Source organism: Chitinophaga sp. YIM B06452, assembly GCF_039655965.1.
In the GTDB taxonomy this organism is placed as follows: Bacteria; Bacteroidota; Bacteroidia; order Chitinophagales; family Chitinophagaceae; genus Chitinophaga.
In genome coordinates this window covers 657146-674261 of the sequence record NZ_JAWLKY010000003.1, presented here as the reverse complement: position 1 = coordinate 674261, position 17116 = coordinate 657146, and the positions used below count along the sequence as shown (strand labels likewise).

Annotated in this window: 14 protein-coding genes; 5 read left to right on the top strand and 9 right to left on the bottom strand. The window is 54.5% G+C overall.

The genetic code is table 11. The annotated features are described in order from the left end of the window. Nucleotides 1-21: 21 nt before the first annotated feature. The 3 genes from R3I13_RS19510 to R3I13_RS19500 all read right to left on the bottom strand — a co-directional run bounded on the left by R3I13_RS19510 (nt 22) and on the right by R3I13_RS19500 (nt 5521). Nucleotides 22-3747 (bottom strand): SusC/RagA family TonB-linked outer membrane protein, encoded by a 3726-nt coding sequence (locus R3I13_RS19510; RefSeq protein ID WP_346319643.1) that lies wholly within the window; start codon nt 3745-3747, stop codon nt 22-24. A gap of 41 nt (nt 3748-3788) precedes the next feature. Beyond that, the gene (locus R3I13_RS19505) at nt 3789-4862 is read right to left on the bottom strand and encodes a FecR family protein (protein WP_346319642.1); all 1074 of its coding nucleotides are present in this window, start codon (nt 4860-4862) and stop codon (nt 3789-3791) included. A gap of 77 nt (nt 4863-4939) precedes the next feature. After that, nucleotides 4940-5521 (bottom strand): sigma-70 family RNA polymerase sigma factor, encoded by a 582-nt coding sequence (locus R3I13_RS19500; protein WP_346319641.1) that lies wholly within the window; start codon nt 5519-5521, stop codon nt 4940-4942. A gap of 114 nt (nt 5522-5635) precedes the next feature. On the opposite strand from R3I13_RS19500, the gene R3I13_RS19495 reads away from it, so the two are divergent. From R3I13_RS19495 to R3I13_RS19485, 3 genes are read left to right on the top strand one after another with little or no spacing between them, the layout of a single operon-like run. Continuing rightward, a complete protein-coding gene (locus R3I13_RS19495) occupies nt 5636-6085 on the top strand; it encodes a MarR family transcriptional regulator (RefSeq protein ID WP_346319640.1) in 450 nt (149 codons plus the stop codon). A gap of 42 nt (nt 6086-6127) precedes the next feature. After that, nucleotides 6128-6553 (top strand): organic hydroperoxide resistance protein, encoded by a 426-nt coding sequence (locus R3I13_RS19490; RefSeq protein WP_346319639.1) that lies wholly within the window; start codon nt 6128-6130, stop codon nt 6551-6553. Then, nucleotides 6550-7551, top strand: coding sequence for an NADP-dependent oxidoreductase (locus R3I13_RS19485; protein ID WP_346319638.1), 1002 nt, complete (start codon nt 6550-6552; stop codon nt 7549-7551). Before R3I13_RS19490 ends, R3I13_RS19485 begins: the two co-directional genes overlap by 4 nt. 57 nt (nt 7552-7608) lie before the next feature. Here R3I13_RS19485 and R3I13_RS19480 read toward each other — a convergent pair whose 3' ends face one another. Then, entirely contained in the window at nt 7609-8742 is a 1134-nt protein-coding gene (locus R3I13_RS19480) for an aldose epimerase family protein (protein ID WP_346319637.1), read from the bottom strand. 143 nt (nt 8743-8885) lie between these two features. On the opposite strand from R3I13_RS19480, the gene R3I13_RS19475 reads away from it, so the two are divergent. After that, entirely contained in the window at nt 8886-9596 is a 711-nt protein-coding gene (locus R3I13_RS19475; protein WP_346319636.1) for an NUDIX domain-containing protein, read from the top strand. Between the two features lie 59 nt (nt 9597-9655). Here R3I13_RS19475 and R3I13_RS19470 read toward each other — a convergent pair whose 3' ends face one another. From R3I13_RS19470 to R3I13_RS19450, 5 genes are read right to left on the bottom strand one after another with little or no spacing between them, the layout of a single operon-like run. Then, complete coding sequence (locus R3I13_RS19470) at nt 9656-11374, bottom strand: DUF885 family protein (RefSeq protein ID WP_346319635.1); 1719 nt, start codon at nt 11372-11374, stop codon at nt 9656-9658. A gap of 9 nt (nt 11375-11383) precedes the next feature. Then, complete coding sequence (locus R3I13_RS19465; RefSeq protein ID WP_346319634.1) at nt 11384-12628, bottom strand: FAD-dependent oxidoreductase; 1245 nt, start codon at nt 12626-12628, stop codon at nt 11384-11386. A gap of 27 nt (nt 12629-12655) precedes the next feature. Beyond that, nucleotides 12656-13669: a 4-hydroxyproline epimerase gene (locus R3I13_RS19460; protein ID WP_346319633.1), complete on the bottom strand. Its 1014-nt coding sequence runs from the start codon at nt 13667-13669 to the stop codon at nt 12656-12658. A gap of 29 nt (nt 13670-13698) precedes the next feature. Next, nucleotides 13699-15126 (bottom strand): aldehyde dehydrogenase (NADP(+)), encoded by a 1428-nt coding sequence (locus tag R3I13_RS19455; protein ID WP_346319632.1) that lies wholly within the window; start codon nt 15124-15126, stop codon nt 13699-13701. Between the two features lie 18 nt (nt 15127-15144). Further along, nucleotides 15145-16113: a dihydrodipicolinate synthase family protein gene (locus tag R3I13_RS19450; RefSeq protein WP_346319631.1), complete on the bottom strand. Its 969-nt coding sequence runs from the start codon at nt 16111-16113 to the stop codon at nt 15145-15147. 134 nt (nt 16114-16247) lie between these two features. Here R3I13_RS19450 and R3I13_RS19445 point away from each other — a divergent pair, with 134 nt between their 5' ends. Then, on the top strand, nt 16248-17102 hold the full coding sequence (locus tag R3I13_RS19445; protein ID WP_346319630.1) for an AraC family transcriptional regulator: 855 nt from the start codon (nt 16248-16250) through the stop codon (nt 17100-17102). Nucleotides 17103-17116: the final 14 nt, after the last annotated feature.

The following is a 17116-nucleotide window of genomic DNA, read 5'->3' as shown; positions in this document are numbered from 1 at the left end:
TGCTTCGTTTAGGTATGACCGTTAAAATCCTGCGCGGATCGTGAATACGAATGAGCGCATCATCGGTGGCACAAATCCTTCTTCCTTGTTTACGCTGGTTCTGTTCGAGTTATTGGAAGCCGGGTTGATGTTATTCGGCAGTGAATTATAAAGATAGAACAGGTCGCGGCCGATCAGGCTTACGCCCAGGTTATTCAGGTGCAACCTGGAGGCGATCGTGGAAGGCAGCGTATAATTCAGCGCCACCTGCCGCAGGCTCACCCAGGAATTCTTCACTACCCAGTAGTCCCCTACCGCAGTAGAGAAGGAACCATAACGGTAACTGTATTGCGGGAGGTGCGTAGGCTCCACATATCCTTTTTCGTATGCTTCCCTGAAAGTCATCCCGCTGACATCCACATCTGTGCCGTTCGGCTGCCTGATCATCTGGCCATTGTCGAATACGCCATCCGGGATGATGCCATCGTCGTAAGTACCGCCGTCGTCAGAATATTTGCTGGTCCATGAAATGCCGCCGTGCGCAGCGTCGCGGCCCTGCAGGGAGGATTTGAAGATGCCGGTGTGCGTGCCGTAGCGCATGGTGTGCATCACCATATCCCCGCCGATCTTGGCATCCAGCAGGATGTTCAGCGAGATGTTCTTGTAACGGAAGGTATTGTCCCAGCTGCCGCGGAAATCAGGGTTGATATCCCCTACGTCTGCCCATTCGTTGCTGCGTTTGGGAAAGGCCGCACGCGCATCCGAACGCCAATCCAGCACCACTTTCCCATTGTTCGGGTGATCGATGGGTTTGCCGCTGCCGTCTACAGCCTGGTATTTTTTGGAGCTGATGCGGGTACGGATCACACCATAGGCGCCGCCCACTTTCGCATAAGGGATCTGGTCGTTCCCGCCGAGGCCTTCATCGTCCAGGGCGTAGTATTCACGGTCCTGGTAAAGCTCTACGATCTTATTACGGTTGCGGGTATACGTTAAAACGGTATTCCAGTCGAAATCTTTTGCTTTAATGGGAGTAGCGTTCAGCGCCAGTTCCACGCCTGAGTTCTGGATATTGCCGGCGTTGATCAGCAGACTGTTCACGCCTGATTCAGCCGCGGCGGGGATGTTGATACCCTGGTTGAAGGTATTGTCCCGGTAAATGGTCGCATCGATGCCCAGGCGGTCGTTCAGGAAGCGAAGATCAAGACCGCCTTCTATGGCACGTTTGCGGAGCGGTTTGATGTTGTCGTCCACCACGAAGGTCTGCCCGTTCTCATCCACGAAAGTGAGCATGGGCACATTGCGGCCCAGCGCCTGCGAGAAGCCTTTCAGCTTGAAGCCGGGATTGATCAGGAAAGGATCAAGGTCGCCGCCCAGCCAGGCGATATTGCCGCGGAGCTTACCGAAAGAAATGAAGGACGGGAGCTTGAACGATTCGGTGAATATCCAGGAAAGGCTCACAGCCGGGTAATTGTAGAAGTTATTGCCGGTGCCATCTGTATAGGTCAGCGCCGAAGACCAGTCCCCGCGCCAGGTAGCCTGCAGGAACAGCATTTCCTTGTAGGCAAGGTCTGCGCTGGCGTATATGGAATTGATGGTTTTCTGCGTCCTGGTGCCGCCCTCTGCTTTCTGCGGCTTCTTCGAGTTCTCCAGGAAGTAGTTGGCCGGGAATACCAGGCCGCCTTCAGTTTGGGAAAGATTGTAGGTCTGCTTGTAACGCTGTGTTTCGCCGCCGATATAACCGTTCAGCGAAAGGTCTTTAGACAGCTGTTTGGTGACCAGGCCCATCCATTTCAGGAAATAGCTCCTTTTCAGGGAATGCCCCAGCGCATAAAGCCCGCCGGAAGTATTGTCTGACCCGGTAAAGAGGTAACCCTGGCCCAGTTCCTTGGTTTCGTTCTTGATGGAAATATTGTTGAAATTGCCTTCCAGCTGCATCCGCAACCACTTATTCAGTGTAGCCGTGATAGTGAGCCGGCCTCGGAACATCTGCTCGTCCTGCAAATAGTTGTTCTCGAAAATGCGGAACCAGTAATCCGCGCCGGGCACGAAGTTGGTCTCGTTCTCATCGTATACTTTCGGAACGCCACCCAGCTGGCTGGTGTATTTGCTGCGCTGCATCCAGTATTTCGTATCGTAGTTCCTCGGGAAGATCCAGATGAAGTTGTTCAGGCCCAGTTGCGGGGGATTTTCGCCTTCAATGGAAGTGTAATCCGCGCCTGCATCCAGGGTGATAAAGCTGGTGAGGTTATGGGTGGCTCGCAGTGAGAAGGCGTTCTTCAGCATCTTATTGCGAAGGTTGATGCCTTCTGCGTCGTTGCGGGAATAAGACAAACGGAAGGTGGATTTATCCGTTGCCCCGTCTACCGCCACGCTGGTGAGGAAGCCCACACCGGTCTGGAATGCGTCCAGGTAGTTGTTGGGTGCGGCTTTATATTCCGTCCAGGTGCCGTCGTAGTTCAGCACGCGCTGGTTGGCAAAGCGCGGGCCCCAGTTTTCCAGCTCGCGGTTCTTTTGCGGGTCTATATAAGGCTCGCCGTTGGAGTTGGTAGGAAATACTTTGGTTTGCCATCTTTCATTGTCTTTATAACCAGGGTCGCGGGTATCTGTGAAAAACGCGCCCACGGTGCCGCCGCCATATTCGTTCTGGAAATCAGGCCCGGCATAGGGATGCTGGATGTTTACAGATTGTGAAACGGAAACGCCCCAGCCTTTTTTCGTACGGCCTTTTTTCGTGGTGATCAGCACTACACCGTTGATGGCGCGGGTGCCGTACAACGCGGCAGCAGCGGAACCTTTGAGCACGGAAACGCTTTCAAACTCTTCCATGTTCAGGTTCTTCAGGTCATTCCCGAAATCCCGGCCTTTGCCGTCGAATGCATCGTTGTCCAGGATCACGCCGTCTATTACGAAAATAGGCTGGTTGTTAGTGCTCAGGGTAGAGTTACCGCGTATCAGGATGCGCGAGTTGCCGAAGAGGCCGCCGGAACCCTGGTCGATATTGATCCCCGCCGCTTTACCCTGCAATGCGTTGATCGGGTTCACTTCATTGGTCTGCGCCAGCTCGGAGCCTTTTACTTCGGTCACGGAATAACCCAACGCGCGTTTTTCTTTTCGTACGCCCAATGCCGTTACTACTACTTCGGATAATTCTTTTTTGGATTCCTGCAGCACCACATCATACACAGCGCCGCTGCCTACCACCACTTCCTGCGTGGCAAAGCCGATGGCGGTGAACACGAGGGTGGCGCCTTCGTCGGCGTCCAGCTCAAAACGCCCGTCCGCATTCGTAACGGCCCCTTTGGCAGTGCCTTTAACGGTCACAGTTACACCGGGAATGCTGGAGCCGTCTGCCGCTTTCACAGCGCCCGTCACTTTTTTGAAAAGCGCGGGGTCGATGGCCCGGGTGTTGATCACCATTTTCATCCCGTCCTTTTGTATGATGATCTGGTTGCCTACAGCTTCGTAGCTCACCTGGTAAGGAGACAGCAATACTTCCAGCACATCGCCAAGACGTTTGTCTTTCACGTCTATGCTCACTTTGTTGTTGAGCGGGATGGTCTGCGTGGCATAGGCGAATTTGACTGAAGCGGCCTGTTCTATTTTTGCCAGCACATTCTTCAGCCCTTTGTTGGACATAGACAGCGATATTTTTTTGTCCAGCACTCCTGCTGCACTGCGTCCGCCGGCGGAGGCTGGCATGCTTGCAACAAGGCATAGGAAGGACAACAACAGCGCTACCCTGATCTTTAGAAAGAAGGTATTCATACGCGTACTATTTTGGTTGACAGTAAAGTAAATTTCCCGAACTATTGACCGGCGGAGTTCCCACATCCATGGCCGGTGATCCGCACAACATCCTCATCTATCTCGTATGTTGCGCTCAGCACTTTCGTAAGTATGTCTAATTTATCGTACATCGATCCCTTATCCAGGGCAATCGTAATTTTGCATTTTGAAAAACGTCCGCGGTCGTACTCGAATGCTACACCGTAAGTACGGGTGAGCACGCTGATGATCTCATCCATGGAAGCCTCGTCATAATACATCGTTTCCCAGGCCGGAACGGGATTGGCCAGCAGTGCGGGCGCAGGCGGGGCGGTCTTTTCCAGCCGGTTCTGCTTCGCATTGAATACGGCCTGCTCGTTCATCTCCAGGATGCAGGTTTTGTCTTCCTTATCCTTTTCCTGCCTTACCACGGCCACTTTACCGGAGCGGACAGACACGGTCACGTCGTTTTGCGCCGCCACCCGGAAGCTGGTACCCAATACTTTCGTCACGATCCCGCCGCTCAGCACCGAAAAGGGTTTGGCAGCGTCCGGCGCTATTTCAAAAAAGGCCTCTCCTTCCAGCGTCACTTCTCTTTTCCGTTTGCCCAGGAGGCTATGGTATTTCAATTTAGCGCCGGGGTTGAGCGTTATACGCGAACCGTCTACCAGGTAGACTGTTTTAAGCGTATTGCCGGTGTTCTGCACAGATATGTCTGCGTGCCCGTTCCGCGCCATCAGGATGCCATTCTCGTTCACAATCGTACTGGTCTGGGTACGGGTACTGAGCGCATACCAGCCGCCGGCGAAGCCCAGCAGTGCCAGGATAGCGGCTGCGGCGGCATAACGCCTGTACCAGGGCAGGCGCGGGCGAAGTTCTGCCTGCATATCTTCCCATATCTGTTCAGCCAGCGCATGGCTGCTCATGGCTTCATGCTCCGTTTCGTGGATTGTCCTGATCATCTCGCGGGAACGTTCTACCAGCGCCTGGCGGTCAGGATGTTCGTTCATCCATTCCTGCCAGTAGGCATGACCTTTTTCGTCTGGATGCAGCACCCAGCGTACAAATTCATCATTCTGCAATAATGCTTCCAGTTCCTGTTGCGAATACGACATACGGACTTAAAATTATGCGCGGTTAATTACAAGTGTACCGGGGAGCGTTCCGATACTCACTTCTTTGAATATTTTTTTCAGAATAAGCCAAACAATGTAAAGATGAGCCCGGGGCCAAGTATTTCTCTTAATTGAACAATAGCCCGGTGTAAAAGGTTCACGGCCGATTGGTAGTTTACGGCCATGATCTCGGCAGCCTCTTCCGTGGTGCAGCCGTGGTAAAACCGGAGGTTGATAATTTCCTGCTGACGGCTGGGCAGGCGGCCGAGGGCATGGCGGATGCGTTCACGGCGCTGTTGTTCGCTTTCAGCTTCCAGGCGGTGCTGCTCGGCATTGTCAGGGTCCGCCTGGTCGGGCAGTTCGGAATAATAACGTGTTTTTACTTTGGCGTTTCGCAGCAGTTTATAACGAAGCGCCTTCAGGAGGTAACCCCTCGCTGACCGTACAGATTGTAGTTGCGTTCTGGAGCGCCATAGCTCCACAAATAAATCCTGGATGACATCTTTGACCACCTGCTGTTCGCCACTGATCCGCATTCCGTAGGCTATGAGCTGTTGTATGTGCTGATGGTACAACTGCGCAAATGCATCCCGGTCCCCTTTCCTGAAATCCTCCCAGGCCGGATCGCCGGCAGCAGGTGTTTTATCGTGTTGCGGCATGCTGGTTCGGCTGCTTTCTTGCAGAAAGGTAGGGATATTTTCGCAGAACTTTAACATTGGAATGACAGGGGATAATTTGAACCTATTTAATTTTGCACAATCTAATTTATAACAATGGAACAGTTGAAATTCGATCACCAGGTATGTTTCCCCCTGTACATGCTTTCCCGGCAGGTAACCGCCCATTACAGGCCGCTGCTGGAGAAGCTGGACCTCACCTATCCGCAGTATCTCGTGCTGCTGCTGCTCTGGGAGCACAAGCTGCAAACGGTTAAGGACCTGGGCGAAAAGCTTTGCCTGGACAGTGGTACGCTCACCCCCCTGCTGAAACGCCTGGAGAAAAAAGGCCTCCTCACCCGCTACCGCTGCAAGTCAGACGAGCGCGTGGTGGAGATCGTGATCACCCCCGAAGGCATGAACCTCCGTAAAAAAGCCCAGAAAATTCCCCAACAGCTGCAGGCCAGCCTCAACCTGGACGATAAAGAACGGGAAAGCCTGCACAAACAGCTGCAACGCTTGATGGACAAGATAAAACCGCTCCAGGCGCCTGCGGAAGAAGACTAAACGATCAATATTCCAATAACATAAATCAAAAAAGATCTGACAATGGTTAAAGTATTGTACACCGCCACGGCAACAGCCACCGGCGGGCGCGACGGGCAAGTGGCCACCAGCGACGGTATCCTGGACGTAAAAACTTCCACTCCCCTGGAGTTGGGCGGCCCCGGCGGGGCTTTCACCAACCCCGAGCAATTGTTCGCAGCGGGCTATGCCGCCTGCTTCGACAGTGCGTTGAACCTCGTGATCCGCAAATCGAAGATAGCCACCGGCGTTACCGCGGTAACCGCGCATGTGGGCCTTGGCCAGAATGGCGAAGGCGGCTACGGCCTGGCCGTAACGCTGGACGTGCTGGTGCCCGGCACCGGGCAGGCTGCTGCTGAAGAGCTGGTCGCAAAAGCGCACCAGGTATGCCCTTACTCTAATGCAACGAGAAATAATGTTGAAGTGACAATTAACACCCGCGTATCATGAAAAAAGTGAAACAGATCACCCTGGCCGCCCGGCCCAAAGGCATGCCGGACGCATCCATTTTCAGGTTCGATGAAGTGGTGCTGCCGGAGGTTAAAGAAGGAGAACTGCAGCTGAAAGGGCTATATTATTCCGTAGACCCTTACATGCGCGGCAGGATGAACGATGTGAAGAGCTACGTTGCGCCTTTCAAAGTGGATCATGCGCTGGAAGGCGGCGTAGTGGCGGAAGTGCTGGAGAGTAAAGACGGCGCTTTTGCCCCCGGCGACCTGGTGCTGGGCCCCTACCTGCCCTGGGCTACTGAATTTGTAGTGCCCGCTTCCACCGTCAAAAAGATAGATACCAGCCTGGCCCCTCCCAGTTATTTCCTGGGCGCATTGGGCATGCCCGGCCTCACGGCTTATTTTGGCCTGCGGGATATCGGGAAGCCCAAACCCGGTGAAACCCTCGTTGTATCCGGCGCCGCAGGAGCGGTAGGCCTGGTGGCAGGTCAACTGGGCAAACACCTGGGATTGCGCGTAGTGGGTATTGCCGGTTCCGGAGAAAAAGTAAAGATGCTGAAAGAAGCATACGGCTTCGATGAAGCGCTCAACTACAACACGCCCGATCTTGCCGCGCAGATCGCCAAAGCCTGCCCTGACGGCGTGGACATTTATTTCGACAACGTAGGCGGCGCCGTAACGGACGCGGTAGTGCCTAACCTGAATTTCTTCGCAAGGATACCGCTTTGCGGGCAGATATCTTCCTATAACAACACCGAACCGCCTGTAGGCCCGCGCATCCAGCCCACGATGCTCACAAGAAGCATTATCATGCAGGGTTTCATTGTGCGGAATTATGGCGGCCGGTACGCGGAAGGCATTCAGTACCTGGCCCCGCTGGTGAAAACAGGTAAGATCAAATTCACGGAAACTGTCGTGGAAGGGTTTGAGAAGATCCCGGAAGCCTTGCTGGGATTATTTTCCGGTAAGAATACAGGGAAAATGATCGTGAAGGTATGATAAACAAAGAGGAGGCCGTTCAGCCTCCTCTTCGCTTTTATATAATATGTCTGTTTATTATTTCACCCCAAACTGGTAGATCGTTGTTTGTGTATACTTTTCTCCCGGTTTCAGGATAGTGTTCGGGAATGTAGGCTGGTTGGGCGAATCAGGGAAGTGCTGGGCTTCCAGGCACAGGCCTGCATGTTTCGCGTAAACAGCTTTGTTGCGTGTGTGCTGCAGCGAGCCGTCCAGGAAATTGCCGGAATAGAACTGGATGCCGGGCTCGGAAGTAAAGATCGTCATGAGCCTGCCTGAAGCGGGGTCATGCAGCGTGCCTACCTGTGCCAGGCCTGCCTTTTCCTTCGGGAATACCCAGTTGTGGTCATACCCGCCTTTCACGGAATCGATGCGGGAGCCGATGCGTTGCGGCGTGGTGAAGTCCATGGGCGTGCCTTTCACTGAGTCGATCTTTCCCAGGGGAATGAGCTTGTCGTCTACCGGCGTATAGCCTGGCGCGTCCAGCTGCAGCTCGTGATCCAGGATGGTGGGGCTTTTGCCGGCAGAGAGATTGAAATAAGTGTGCTGGGTGAGGTTTACCGGCGTGGGTTTGTCTGTAGTAGCCACGTATTCGATCTTCAGCGCGTTCTGGCTGGTGAGGGTGTAGATCACTTTGGCATTCAGATTGCCGGGGTAGCCTTCTTCCCCGTCTTTGCTCTGGTATTCGAGCAGCAGACTGCTGTCTCCAGGGAGCGGCGTTACGTTCCAAACCACTTTATCGAACCCTTTCAGGCCGCCGTGCAGTGAATTGCCGTTGTTGTTCGCGGCAAGCTGGTAGGTGGCGGTATCGATCTTAAAGGTCGCTTTGGCGATGCGGTTGGCGTAACGGCCTACCAGCGTGCCGAAATACGGGTTGCCGGACTGCTGGTAGCCGGCCAGGGTGTCGTACGACAGCACAACGTTGCCGGGCGTGCCATCGCGGTCCTGTGTGATGATGTCCGTAATAACGCCGCCGTAATTCAGGATCTTCACTACCATCCCGTTGGCATTGGTAAGGGTGTACTGCACGATCTCCGTGCCCGAAAGATTGCCGTAAGGCTGTGATGTGAGCATAGTACCGGTTTTCTTTTCCTCCGCCGCGTTGTTACAGGCCGAAAAGGCCAATACTCCGCCGGCGGATAAAGCCATAAATGTGAAAAGCTTTTTCAACATGACGTGAAAATTTTTAAATAAGGGTGGATGTAGTTTTAAATATCCGGATTAAATCCGGAAAATTCCAGCTATTTTTCGGGAATGTTCTATAAATTGTCTGAGCGACATTTATTATAATTGATCCGCGTTAAACTGATACAACATTGAAAATCTCCCAATACGCCGGTAAAAACAAGGTGCTGGTGGCTGTAGACTGCATTATATTTGGATTTGACGGCACAGAAATGAAACTCCTGGTCATCAGGCGGGGTTTTGAGCCGGAAAAAGGCCGCTGGAGCCTGATGGGGGGCATCATCCGCCCCACCGAAACGCTCGATTTCGCCGCTGCCAGGGTCTTAAAAGAACTGACCGGGCTCGAAAACGTATACATGGAGCAGTTGCACACCTTCGGGGAAGTGGAGCGGGACCCGGTGGAAAGAACGCTGTCTGTGGTGTATTTCAGCCTCATCGACGTCAACAAGTTCAAAAAGCAGATCAACCAGGATTTTCATTCCGAATGGTTCCCCCTCAAAAAACTCCCCTCCCTTATCTTCGACCACCGCGACATGGTGGAGCTGGCCAAACAAAAACTGCGCTACAAAGCCGCCTTCCATCCCATTGTATTCGAGATGCTGCCGGAGAAATTCACCCTTCCCCAACTGCAAAACCTCTACGAAGGCATATTTGACACGCTGATGGATAAACGGAACTTCTCGCGCAAAGTGCTTTCCACTGGGCTGCTCATCAAACAAAAAGACAAAGAACGCCTGAGCTCCAAGCGCGGCGCGTTCTATTACAAGCTGGACAAAAGGAAGTACCAGACGAAGTTCAATGCATTCCTCAATTTTATTCCCAACCCGACTAATCTCGGGTAAAGGGAAGGGATCCAAAAATATTAAAGAAGGCTGCCCGTTGGAGCAGCATTTCATTTTTCCTATAATTTATAAAACCGCCAACTGGTCCTGAAATCCTTTTTCAGTGGCTGTTTCAGCAATATTGCCCTTACCATTTCCACCGGCATGGCGTTTTCGGTGATGATCGCGTCGTGAAACTCCCTGTAGCTCATCTTTCTCCCGTCTACCAGCTCCTTTTTCAATGCCTCAAACTGCAGCCCGCCGATCATGTAAGCCACCTGGTACAATGGCCCATAGCCGCCGGTAAAGGAGCGGCGCACTTCGCCTTCCGCATTGGCGCGTTCAAAATTCACGCGGTTCACCAGGAAGTCGATGCATTGCTGCGGCGTCCATTTGTGGGTATGATAGCTGAGTGAAAAAATAATGCGGGCGCAGCGGTGCATCCGCCAGAACAGCATGCCGATGCGGTCTTCAGGGCTTTGCGGAAACTTCAGGTCCCACAGCAGCCGCTCCCAGTAAAGCGCCCAGCCTTCCGTCCAGAAAGGCGTGCCGAAGCGGCGGTAGGTGCGGTAGCGGCTGTTCATGAACTGTTGCATGGCATGGCCCGCCAGCAGTTCGTGGTGAACGGTGGCGCGGGAGAAATGCGGGTTGTTGCCGCGCATGCTCATCATTTTATCTTCATGCTCCATGGTGTTGGTGGGATAGGAAATGATGAACTCCTCCCCTCCCAGGAAAAACGGCGCCACCAGCTGCCTTTCGGGGCTCATCATGCTCATCCGCCAGGTCTCTTCCGCCAGTTCGGGAATGGTGATCAGCTGGTTCTTTTTGATGAAATCAAGCGATTCGTTATATAATTTCATCATGGCCTCAGGTTGTTTACCTGCGGGCACATAAGCATTCTTCACCTTTTCCATGGCCGCTTTCCAGTCTTCGCCGAAGCCCATTTCGCGGGAGGCTTTCAGCATTTCCGCATCGCACCAGGCGAATTCTTTATTGGCAATGGCGATCAGCTCGTCCGGCGTGTAGGGGATCATTTCTTCTTTCAATTGCCGGATCAGCTCTTCATTCCCGATCGGGTTGCCGATAATGCCGCTGCCGTCATCCTTTTGGGAAACGGCATTCTTTCCTTTGCCCTGGAAGGCGGCCGCATAAGCGTTCAACAGGCTGTCCAGCCGCTGGTAAGGCATGGGGATCCACCAGCTGAACAACGGATCGTAGCCGTTATAAAAATCGTAAGCGCTTTTGAGGGAAGCCTGCAGGCCTCTTGCCACACCGGCAGCACGGCGGCTGAGCGCCAGCGAAAAGGAACTGTCCTTTTGCAGCGCGGCTTTTTTAACCAGCAGTTCTTTGGCAATGCTGTTCAGCTCGCCTGCCAGCTTTTCCGCATCCGGGGCGGCACCACGACGGCGGTTGCGTTCTATCGCATAAATGCGTTCTGCAAAAGGGAACCATTTTTCCACGGCTGCATATTCCTCCTTTTCTTCGTTTAGCCGGAACAGTTCGTCGTTGAGGTTCCGGTGGAACAGGATGTAGTCCACGCGGGAACCAACGGGCAGCTTGTCGAAGTCCAGCCGGTTGAGGCGCTGGAGATACTTATCCTGCAATACTTTCATTCTTTCGCGGCGTTCGGGCGTGTTGGGGATGGCGTAGAAGCGGGCCAGCGTGCCGCGGTCGGCATTGTATTCCACCATGATGTTGTTCACCTCGCTGGATTGCCGGTAGAGGTCCGTATCGGCAGACTGTGCATAGGCGGCGGATTGCAGTGCGATGAAACCAAGGCTGCAAAGGAGTTTTCTCATAAGTAAGTTTTAAAAACGTTCGGGTGCGAATGGCCGGATGTCCATACTCAGGGGCTGCCCGTTGGCCAGCTCGCTCACCAGCCTGCCGGTTCCCGCGCCCAGGCTCAGGCCCAGCATGGAGTGGCCGGTGGCCAGTATGCAATTTTCAAGATGTTTTACCCTGCCGATGTACGGCAGGCCGTCTGCCGAGCAGGGCCTGTAGCCGAACCACACCTGTTCGCGGGCCGGCATGGGAATATCGTAATCCGGCAAAAAGCTCTTCACGGTACGCAGGATGCCTTTCACGCGGTTCAGGTTGGGCGGCGCTGTCAGTGAAGTGATCTCCATAGTTCCGCCAAAGCGGATCTTGTTGCCGTTCATGGGCGTTACGGCCACGCGCCCTTCCGTCAGGATGGCGGGATGATTCAGCTTATACGGCGCGTCCTCGTAGGTAACAGAATACCCCCGGCCCGCCACCATGGGCAGGTTCACGCCCAGGCGGGCGGCCATTCCGCGGCTCCAGGAGCCGGTGGCTACCACCACCAGGTTGGTTTCGTATATGCCTTTCCGTGTTTTTACCTTGATGATCTTCCCATGCTGTTGTTCCACACCGGTCACTTCTTCGCCGGCAACCAGCTGCACGCCTTTGAGCGGCAGGTATTGGCGCAGGTTCTGCATCAGCTTGTTGGGGTACAGGTGTGCGTCGCATTTGAAATACACGGCGCCCAGGATGTTGAGGCGGGTTTGCGGCTCCATGGCCTGCACCTGTTCAGTTGTGAGGTATTCTGCATCAAGTCCAAGCTCCTGCGCCTTTTCGACGGTATGATGCGCATGCTCCTCGTTTTGTTTTGTCTGGAACATGTCCAGCAGGCCTTTTTGTTCGTAAGCGAAATCGAAACCCGGCTGCTGCAGCCATTCCTCATACATCCGTTTGCTCAGTACGGCGATGTCGCGCAGGGGAATGGCGCTTCTCTCCACGTGCGCGGCATTGGCGCTGCGCATGAATTTCAGGCCCCAGTCTATCAGCTCCCTGCTCAGGCGGGGCTTGATGTAAAAGGGGCTTTCGGCATCCAGCATCCACTTAAAACCCTGTTTGATAATACCGGGCGTAGCCAGCGGCACAAAATGGCTGGGACAAACGTACCCGGCGTTGCCGTAGGAACAGTTGTCCGAAAAATCCCCTTTATCCAGCACGGTCACCTCCCAGCCGCTTTGCTGCAGGTAAAGCGCGCTGGACAAGCCAATAATGCCGCCGCCGATGATTACACATTTCATCCTGTCTGTATTTAGCTTTTTGGTTGATCATAATACCTGGAAACCGTATGCATAGGGATCGTCTTCCGGGTCTATACTGATGGTGTTGTATCCATAAACCCTGGCCCAGCCTTCAATACCGGGCCTGATGGCGGGTTTCCCCGCAACGGTCGTTTCTTCTTCTATCGTGCCGGTAAACCGTGAGCCGATGATGCTTTCATGCAGGAAAGATTCCCCTTTCTTCAGCTTTCCCTTCGCATACCATTGCGCCATGCGCGCGGAAGTGCCGGTGCCGCAGGGCGAACGGTCTATCGCCTTGTCGCCGTAGAACACGGCGTTGCGGGCGGTAGACGTCGGGTCCAGCACGGCGCCCGTCCACATTACGTGCGAGCAGCCTTTGATGGTCGCATCGTCAGGATGCACGAAGGTGTATTTTTCGTTTATCCGGTTCCGAAGTTCGCGCGCCCAGGATATAAGTTTGTCTGCAGGATAATGCTCCAGCCCCGCAAAATTCTGCTGTACATCGATGATCGCGTAGAAATTGCCGCCATAGGCTACATCGAAGGTTAGCGCTCCCAGCTCCGGGCATTCCACGGTAAGATCCGCGGCTTCCAGCCAGGAGGGCACATTGGTGAGCTTCACCGTCTTCACTTTGTTGCCGATGGTGGTGTATTTGATGTCCACGAGCCCTGCCGGGGCTTCCATCTTCACGGTGCCGTGCGTTTTGGGCAACAGCAGTCCTTCTTCAATGGCGATGGTAATGGTGCCGATGGTGCCGTGCCCGCACATGGGCAGGCAGCCGCTGGTTTCGATGAACAATACGGCAACGTCGTTGTCCGGGTGATGCGGCGGGTAAAGGATGCTGCCGCTCATCATGTCGTGGCCCCGCGGTTCAAACATGAGGCCTTTGCGTATCCAGTCGAATTCTTCAAGGAAATGAGCGCGTTTCTCGCTCATGTTATTCCCTTTCAGGGAAGGGCCGCCGCCTGCCACCAGGCGTACGGGGTTGCCGCAGGTGTGGGCGTCTATACAAAAGAAGGTCTTTTTGGTGGCCTGTTTCATCAATACAAAATAAGAAAATTAATAAGATATCATGTATTTGTCCATTCGTTGTTCACTGTGCGCCAGATCCGCAGGGGATTGGCGTTTTGCAGCGCTTCGGGCAGCAGGTGGTCCGGGAAGTTCTGGAAACAAACGGGCCGCACCCAGCGCTGGATGGCGGAAGTGCCCACGGAAGTAAAACGCGGGTCGGAAGCCGCCGGGAAAGGGCCGCCATGCACCATGCTGGCACATACTTCCACGCCGGTGGGCACTTCGTTGATGATCACTCGTCCTGCAATACGGACGCAGCTTTCCAGCAGGTCCGCATGCTCCAGGAGATCTTCGTCCGTGGCCATAAGGGTCGCGGTGAGCTGGCCCTGCACACTGTTCAGCACCTGCTGCATCTCTGATTTGTTATTGCATTGCACCAGCAGGGAGAATGGACCGAACACTTCTTCCCGGAAATGCGGGTCGTCCAGGAAATGCTGGGCTGATATGGTGGCGATCATCGCAGTCTGGTCCGCTACGATGCGCACCTGCTGCTTTGTTGCGATGGCCGTGGCGCATGTTTCGTAATGCTGCCGGATGCCTTCATGCAGCATGGGCTGCGGTGAAAACTGTGCAATGTCTGTTTTGAGCTGTTCCAGGAACGCATCCAGTTCCGCCCCCGCCATGCCGATCATCAGGCCGGGGTTGGTGCAAAACTGTCCCATGCCCAGGGTAATGGACGCAGCCATCTTTGAGGCCAGCGCGGCGGCATTTTCTTTCAGCTTGCCGGGCAGCAGCAACACGGGATTGATGCTGCTCATTTCGGCAAATACAGGCACAGGAATGGGCCTTTCAGCCGCGTACTGCATCAGTGCCTTGCCGCCGCTGAGCGATCCTGTAAAGCCCACTGCTGCAGTGAGCGGGTGCGTCACCAGTTCTTTCCCGGTTTCGTTGCCCGGCGCTGTTACGTGCTGGATGGTATATGGAGGCAGGCCGCATATTTTAACAGCTTCCTGCATGGCTTCGAATACCAGCGCCGAAGTGCGCGGATGCGCGTAATGCGCGCGAATTACCACGGTACAACCGGCGGCCAGCGCGCTGGCCGTGTCGCCCCCTGCCGTAGAAAAAGCATACGGGAAATTGGAGGCGCCGAATACCACAACAGGACCCAATGGCACAGCCATTTTCCGCGTATCGGGCTTGGGCGGCGTACGCTGCGCGTCTGCCGTATCTATCGCCGCCGTCACCCAGCTGCCTTCCCGCAGAAGATTAGCAAACATCTTCAGCTGCCCGGTGGTGCGCGTTAATTCACCGTTCAGGCGCGCGGCCGGCAGGTTCGTTTCCTCATGTGTAATGGCGGTAAGCGCTTCGCGCCGGGTTTCCAAAGCAGCAGCAATGGTTTCAAGAAATATAGCGCGCTGTGCGGCACTGGTTTTTCCATATGCTGCAAATGCTTCGCCGGATAGCTGCAATACCTGGTGTATGTTCATAGTTCGTTGTTGTAATGCTTAAGACTGTATCCGTTTCAACCGCTTCATTTCCTCGCTCAGCGCAGGATTCGTGGAAACTGCTGCATATTTCCCGAGATCAGGGCGTGTGCTCAGCGCCTGCTCTATCGTTTGTGAAATGCGTTTCCTTTCTTCTCCTTCCAGCAAAAGCCTCGGTGCGCGCACATGCTCGGAACCCAGGCCGGTGTAAGCTTCCGCCAGCTTGATGTATTGCACCAGCTTCGGATGGATGTCCAGTTCCAGCAGGGGCATGAACCAGCGGTACAGCTCCAGTGCTTCTTTGATCTGGCCTGCTTTGATGAGATTGTACAGCACCACCGTTTCAGCCGGGAAAGCGCACACCAGTCCTGCTACCAGCCCGTCCGCGCCGGTTACCAGTTCTTCCAGCGTGAGCGTATCTACGCCGCATAAAATGCTGAAGCGGTTACCAAAACGGTTGCGCATGCGGATCACGTTCGTTACATCGCGCGTGGACTCTTTCACCGCTTTGATATTTTCACAGGCGGCCAGCTCTTCGAACATCGCGGGCGTGATCTCTATTTTATAATCCACCGGGTTGTTGTACAGCATAATGGGCAGATCCGTAGAATCGGCCACAGCACGGAAATACTGCACCGTTTCGCGTTCGTCAGACTTATACCGCATGGGCGGCAGCAGCATGAGCCCTTCCGCGCCCCATTGCGTTGCCAGCGCGGTTTGTTTCACGGCTTCGCGGGTGGCGCCTTCGGCGATGTTCAATACTACCGGTATCTTACCTTCCAGCCGTTTTACTGCAAATTGCACCAGCACGGCTTTTTCTTCCAAAGCCAGCGTGCTGGCCTCGCCCAGCGAGCCGCCGATAATAACCCCTGCTACGCCTGCGGCGAGCTGTGCGTCGAGATTTTTGCCGAACAGGTCCAGGTCCAGCTCATCGTTTGCGGTGAATTTGGTGGTGAGTGCGGGGAATACCCCTTTCCATTGTATCGCCATAGGAACTTTTTTTTTTCAAAAGTAGCGGGAAGTGCCGCGGCCCGCGTTACGTTTATTGATCAATATTACTCACTTTTTAACCTCTACAAAAACCACTATGTGCATAACGGTTAAATTTTGCATAATTTCAGGGTATGAAAGTCTTGCAGTTCACTATACCCGTAGCGCCGGATAAGAACGTCATCGTGCAAAAGGACCGGCTGCCTTACTTCTACCCGTACCTGCACCGCCACAACGAAATACAGCTCACCTGGATACAGCAGGGCAGCGGCACGCTCGTGGCGGACAACAGCATGCATGCCTTCCGGCCCGGGGAGATCTACTGGCTGGCGGGCAACCAGCCGCACGTATTCCGCAGCGATAAAGAGAAAGACGCTTCCGCGGAAGCTTTTACCCTGTTCTTCGACCCTAATGGCAAGCTCGCGCCGGTGTTTGACCTGGCGGAACTCAAGCCCATCCGTGCTTTCATCGATAAATTCCCACGGGGCTTCAAAGTGCCGGAACGCGCCGTTCCCACGATAGCATCTCTCATGCAGGAGCTGGACAGGTCGAAGGGTGCGCTGCAATTCACGGCCTTCATCCACCTGCTGCATCACCTGCGCGGTATTGCCGATCCCGAGCCGCTGGTGAGCGGCGCAAGACCCGCGGCGGTCAACGAACAGGAAGGCCTGCGCATCGGCGCGATCTACGATTATATCATGAAACATTACGAGACAGACATCCCGCTGGACGACATCGCCCGCCACGCCAACATGACGCCGCAGGCCTTCTGCCGTTATTTTAAAAAACATACGCGGCTCACTTTCGTGGAGTTCCTGCACGAAGTGCGCGTGCACGAAGCCAGCAAGCTGCTGGCGGCCGGCGCGGAAGAGAGCATCGCCACCATTGCCTACCGCTGCGGGTTCAACAGCATCGCTACTTTCAACAGGGTGTTCAAAACGGTGACAGGCCTTGCCCCGCGGGAGTTTGCGCGGGAAATGGAGGAATAAAAAAAGAGCATCCC

Coding starts and splice junctions, on each gene's coding strand:
- R3I13_RS19480 (WP_346319637.1), bottom strand. CDS start 8,742: ATGTTGAAAAAGCTTTTCACATTTATGGCTTTATCCGCCGGCGGAGTA.
- R3I13_RS19470 (WP_346319635.1), bottom strand. CDS start 11,374: ATGAGAAAACTCCTTTGCAGCCTTGGTTTCATCGCACTGCAATCCGCC.
- R3I13_RS19490 (WP_346319639.1), top strand. CDS start 6,128: ATGGTTAAAGTATTGTACACCGCCACGGCAACAGCCACCGGCGGGCGC.
- R3I13_RS19510 (WP_346319643.1), bottom strand. CDS start 3,747: ATGAATACCTTCTTTCTAAAGATCAGGGTAGCGCTGTTGTTGTCCTTC.
- R3I13_RS19460 (WP_346319633.1), bottom strand. CDS start 13,669: ATGAAACAGGCCACCAAAAAGACCTTCTTTTGTATAGACGCCCACACC.
- R3I13_RS19495 (WP_346319640.1), top strand. CDS start 5,636: ATGGAACAGTTGAAATTCGATCACCAGGTATGTTTCCCCCTGTACATG.
- R3I13_RS19445 (WP_346319630.1), top strand. CDS start 16,248: ATGAAAGTCTTGCAGTTCACTATACCCGTAGCGCCGGATAAGAACGTC.
- R3I13_RS19450 (WP_346319631.1), bottom strand. CDS start 16,113: ATGGCGATACAATGGAAAGGGGTATTCCCCGCACTCACCACCAAATTC.
- R3I13_RS19465 (WP_346319634.1), bottom strand. CDS start 12,628: ATGAAATGTGTAATCATCGGCGGCGGCATTATTGGCTTGTCCAGCGCG.
- R3I13_RS19500 (WP_346319641.1), bottom strand. CDS start 5,521: ATGCCGCAACACGATAAAACACCTGCTGCCGGCGATCCGGCCTGGGAG.
- R3I13_RS19485 (WP_346319638.1), top strand. CDS start 6,550: ATGAAAAAAGTGAAACAGATCACCCTGGCCGCCCGGCCCAAAGGCATG.
- R3I13_RS19505 (WP_346319642.1), bottom strand. CDS start 4,862: ATGTCGTATTCGCAACAGGAACTGGAAGCATTATTGCAGAATGATGAA.
- R3I13_RS19455 (WP_346319632.1), bottom strand. CDS start 15,126: ATGAACATACACCAGGTATTGCAGCTATCCGGCGAAGCATTTGCAGCA.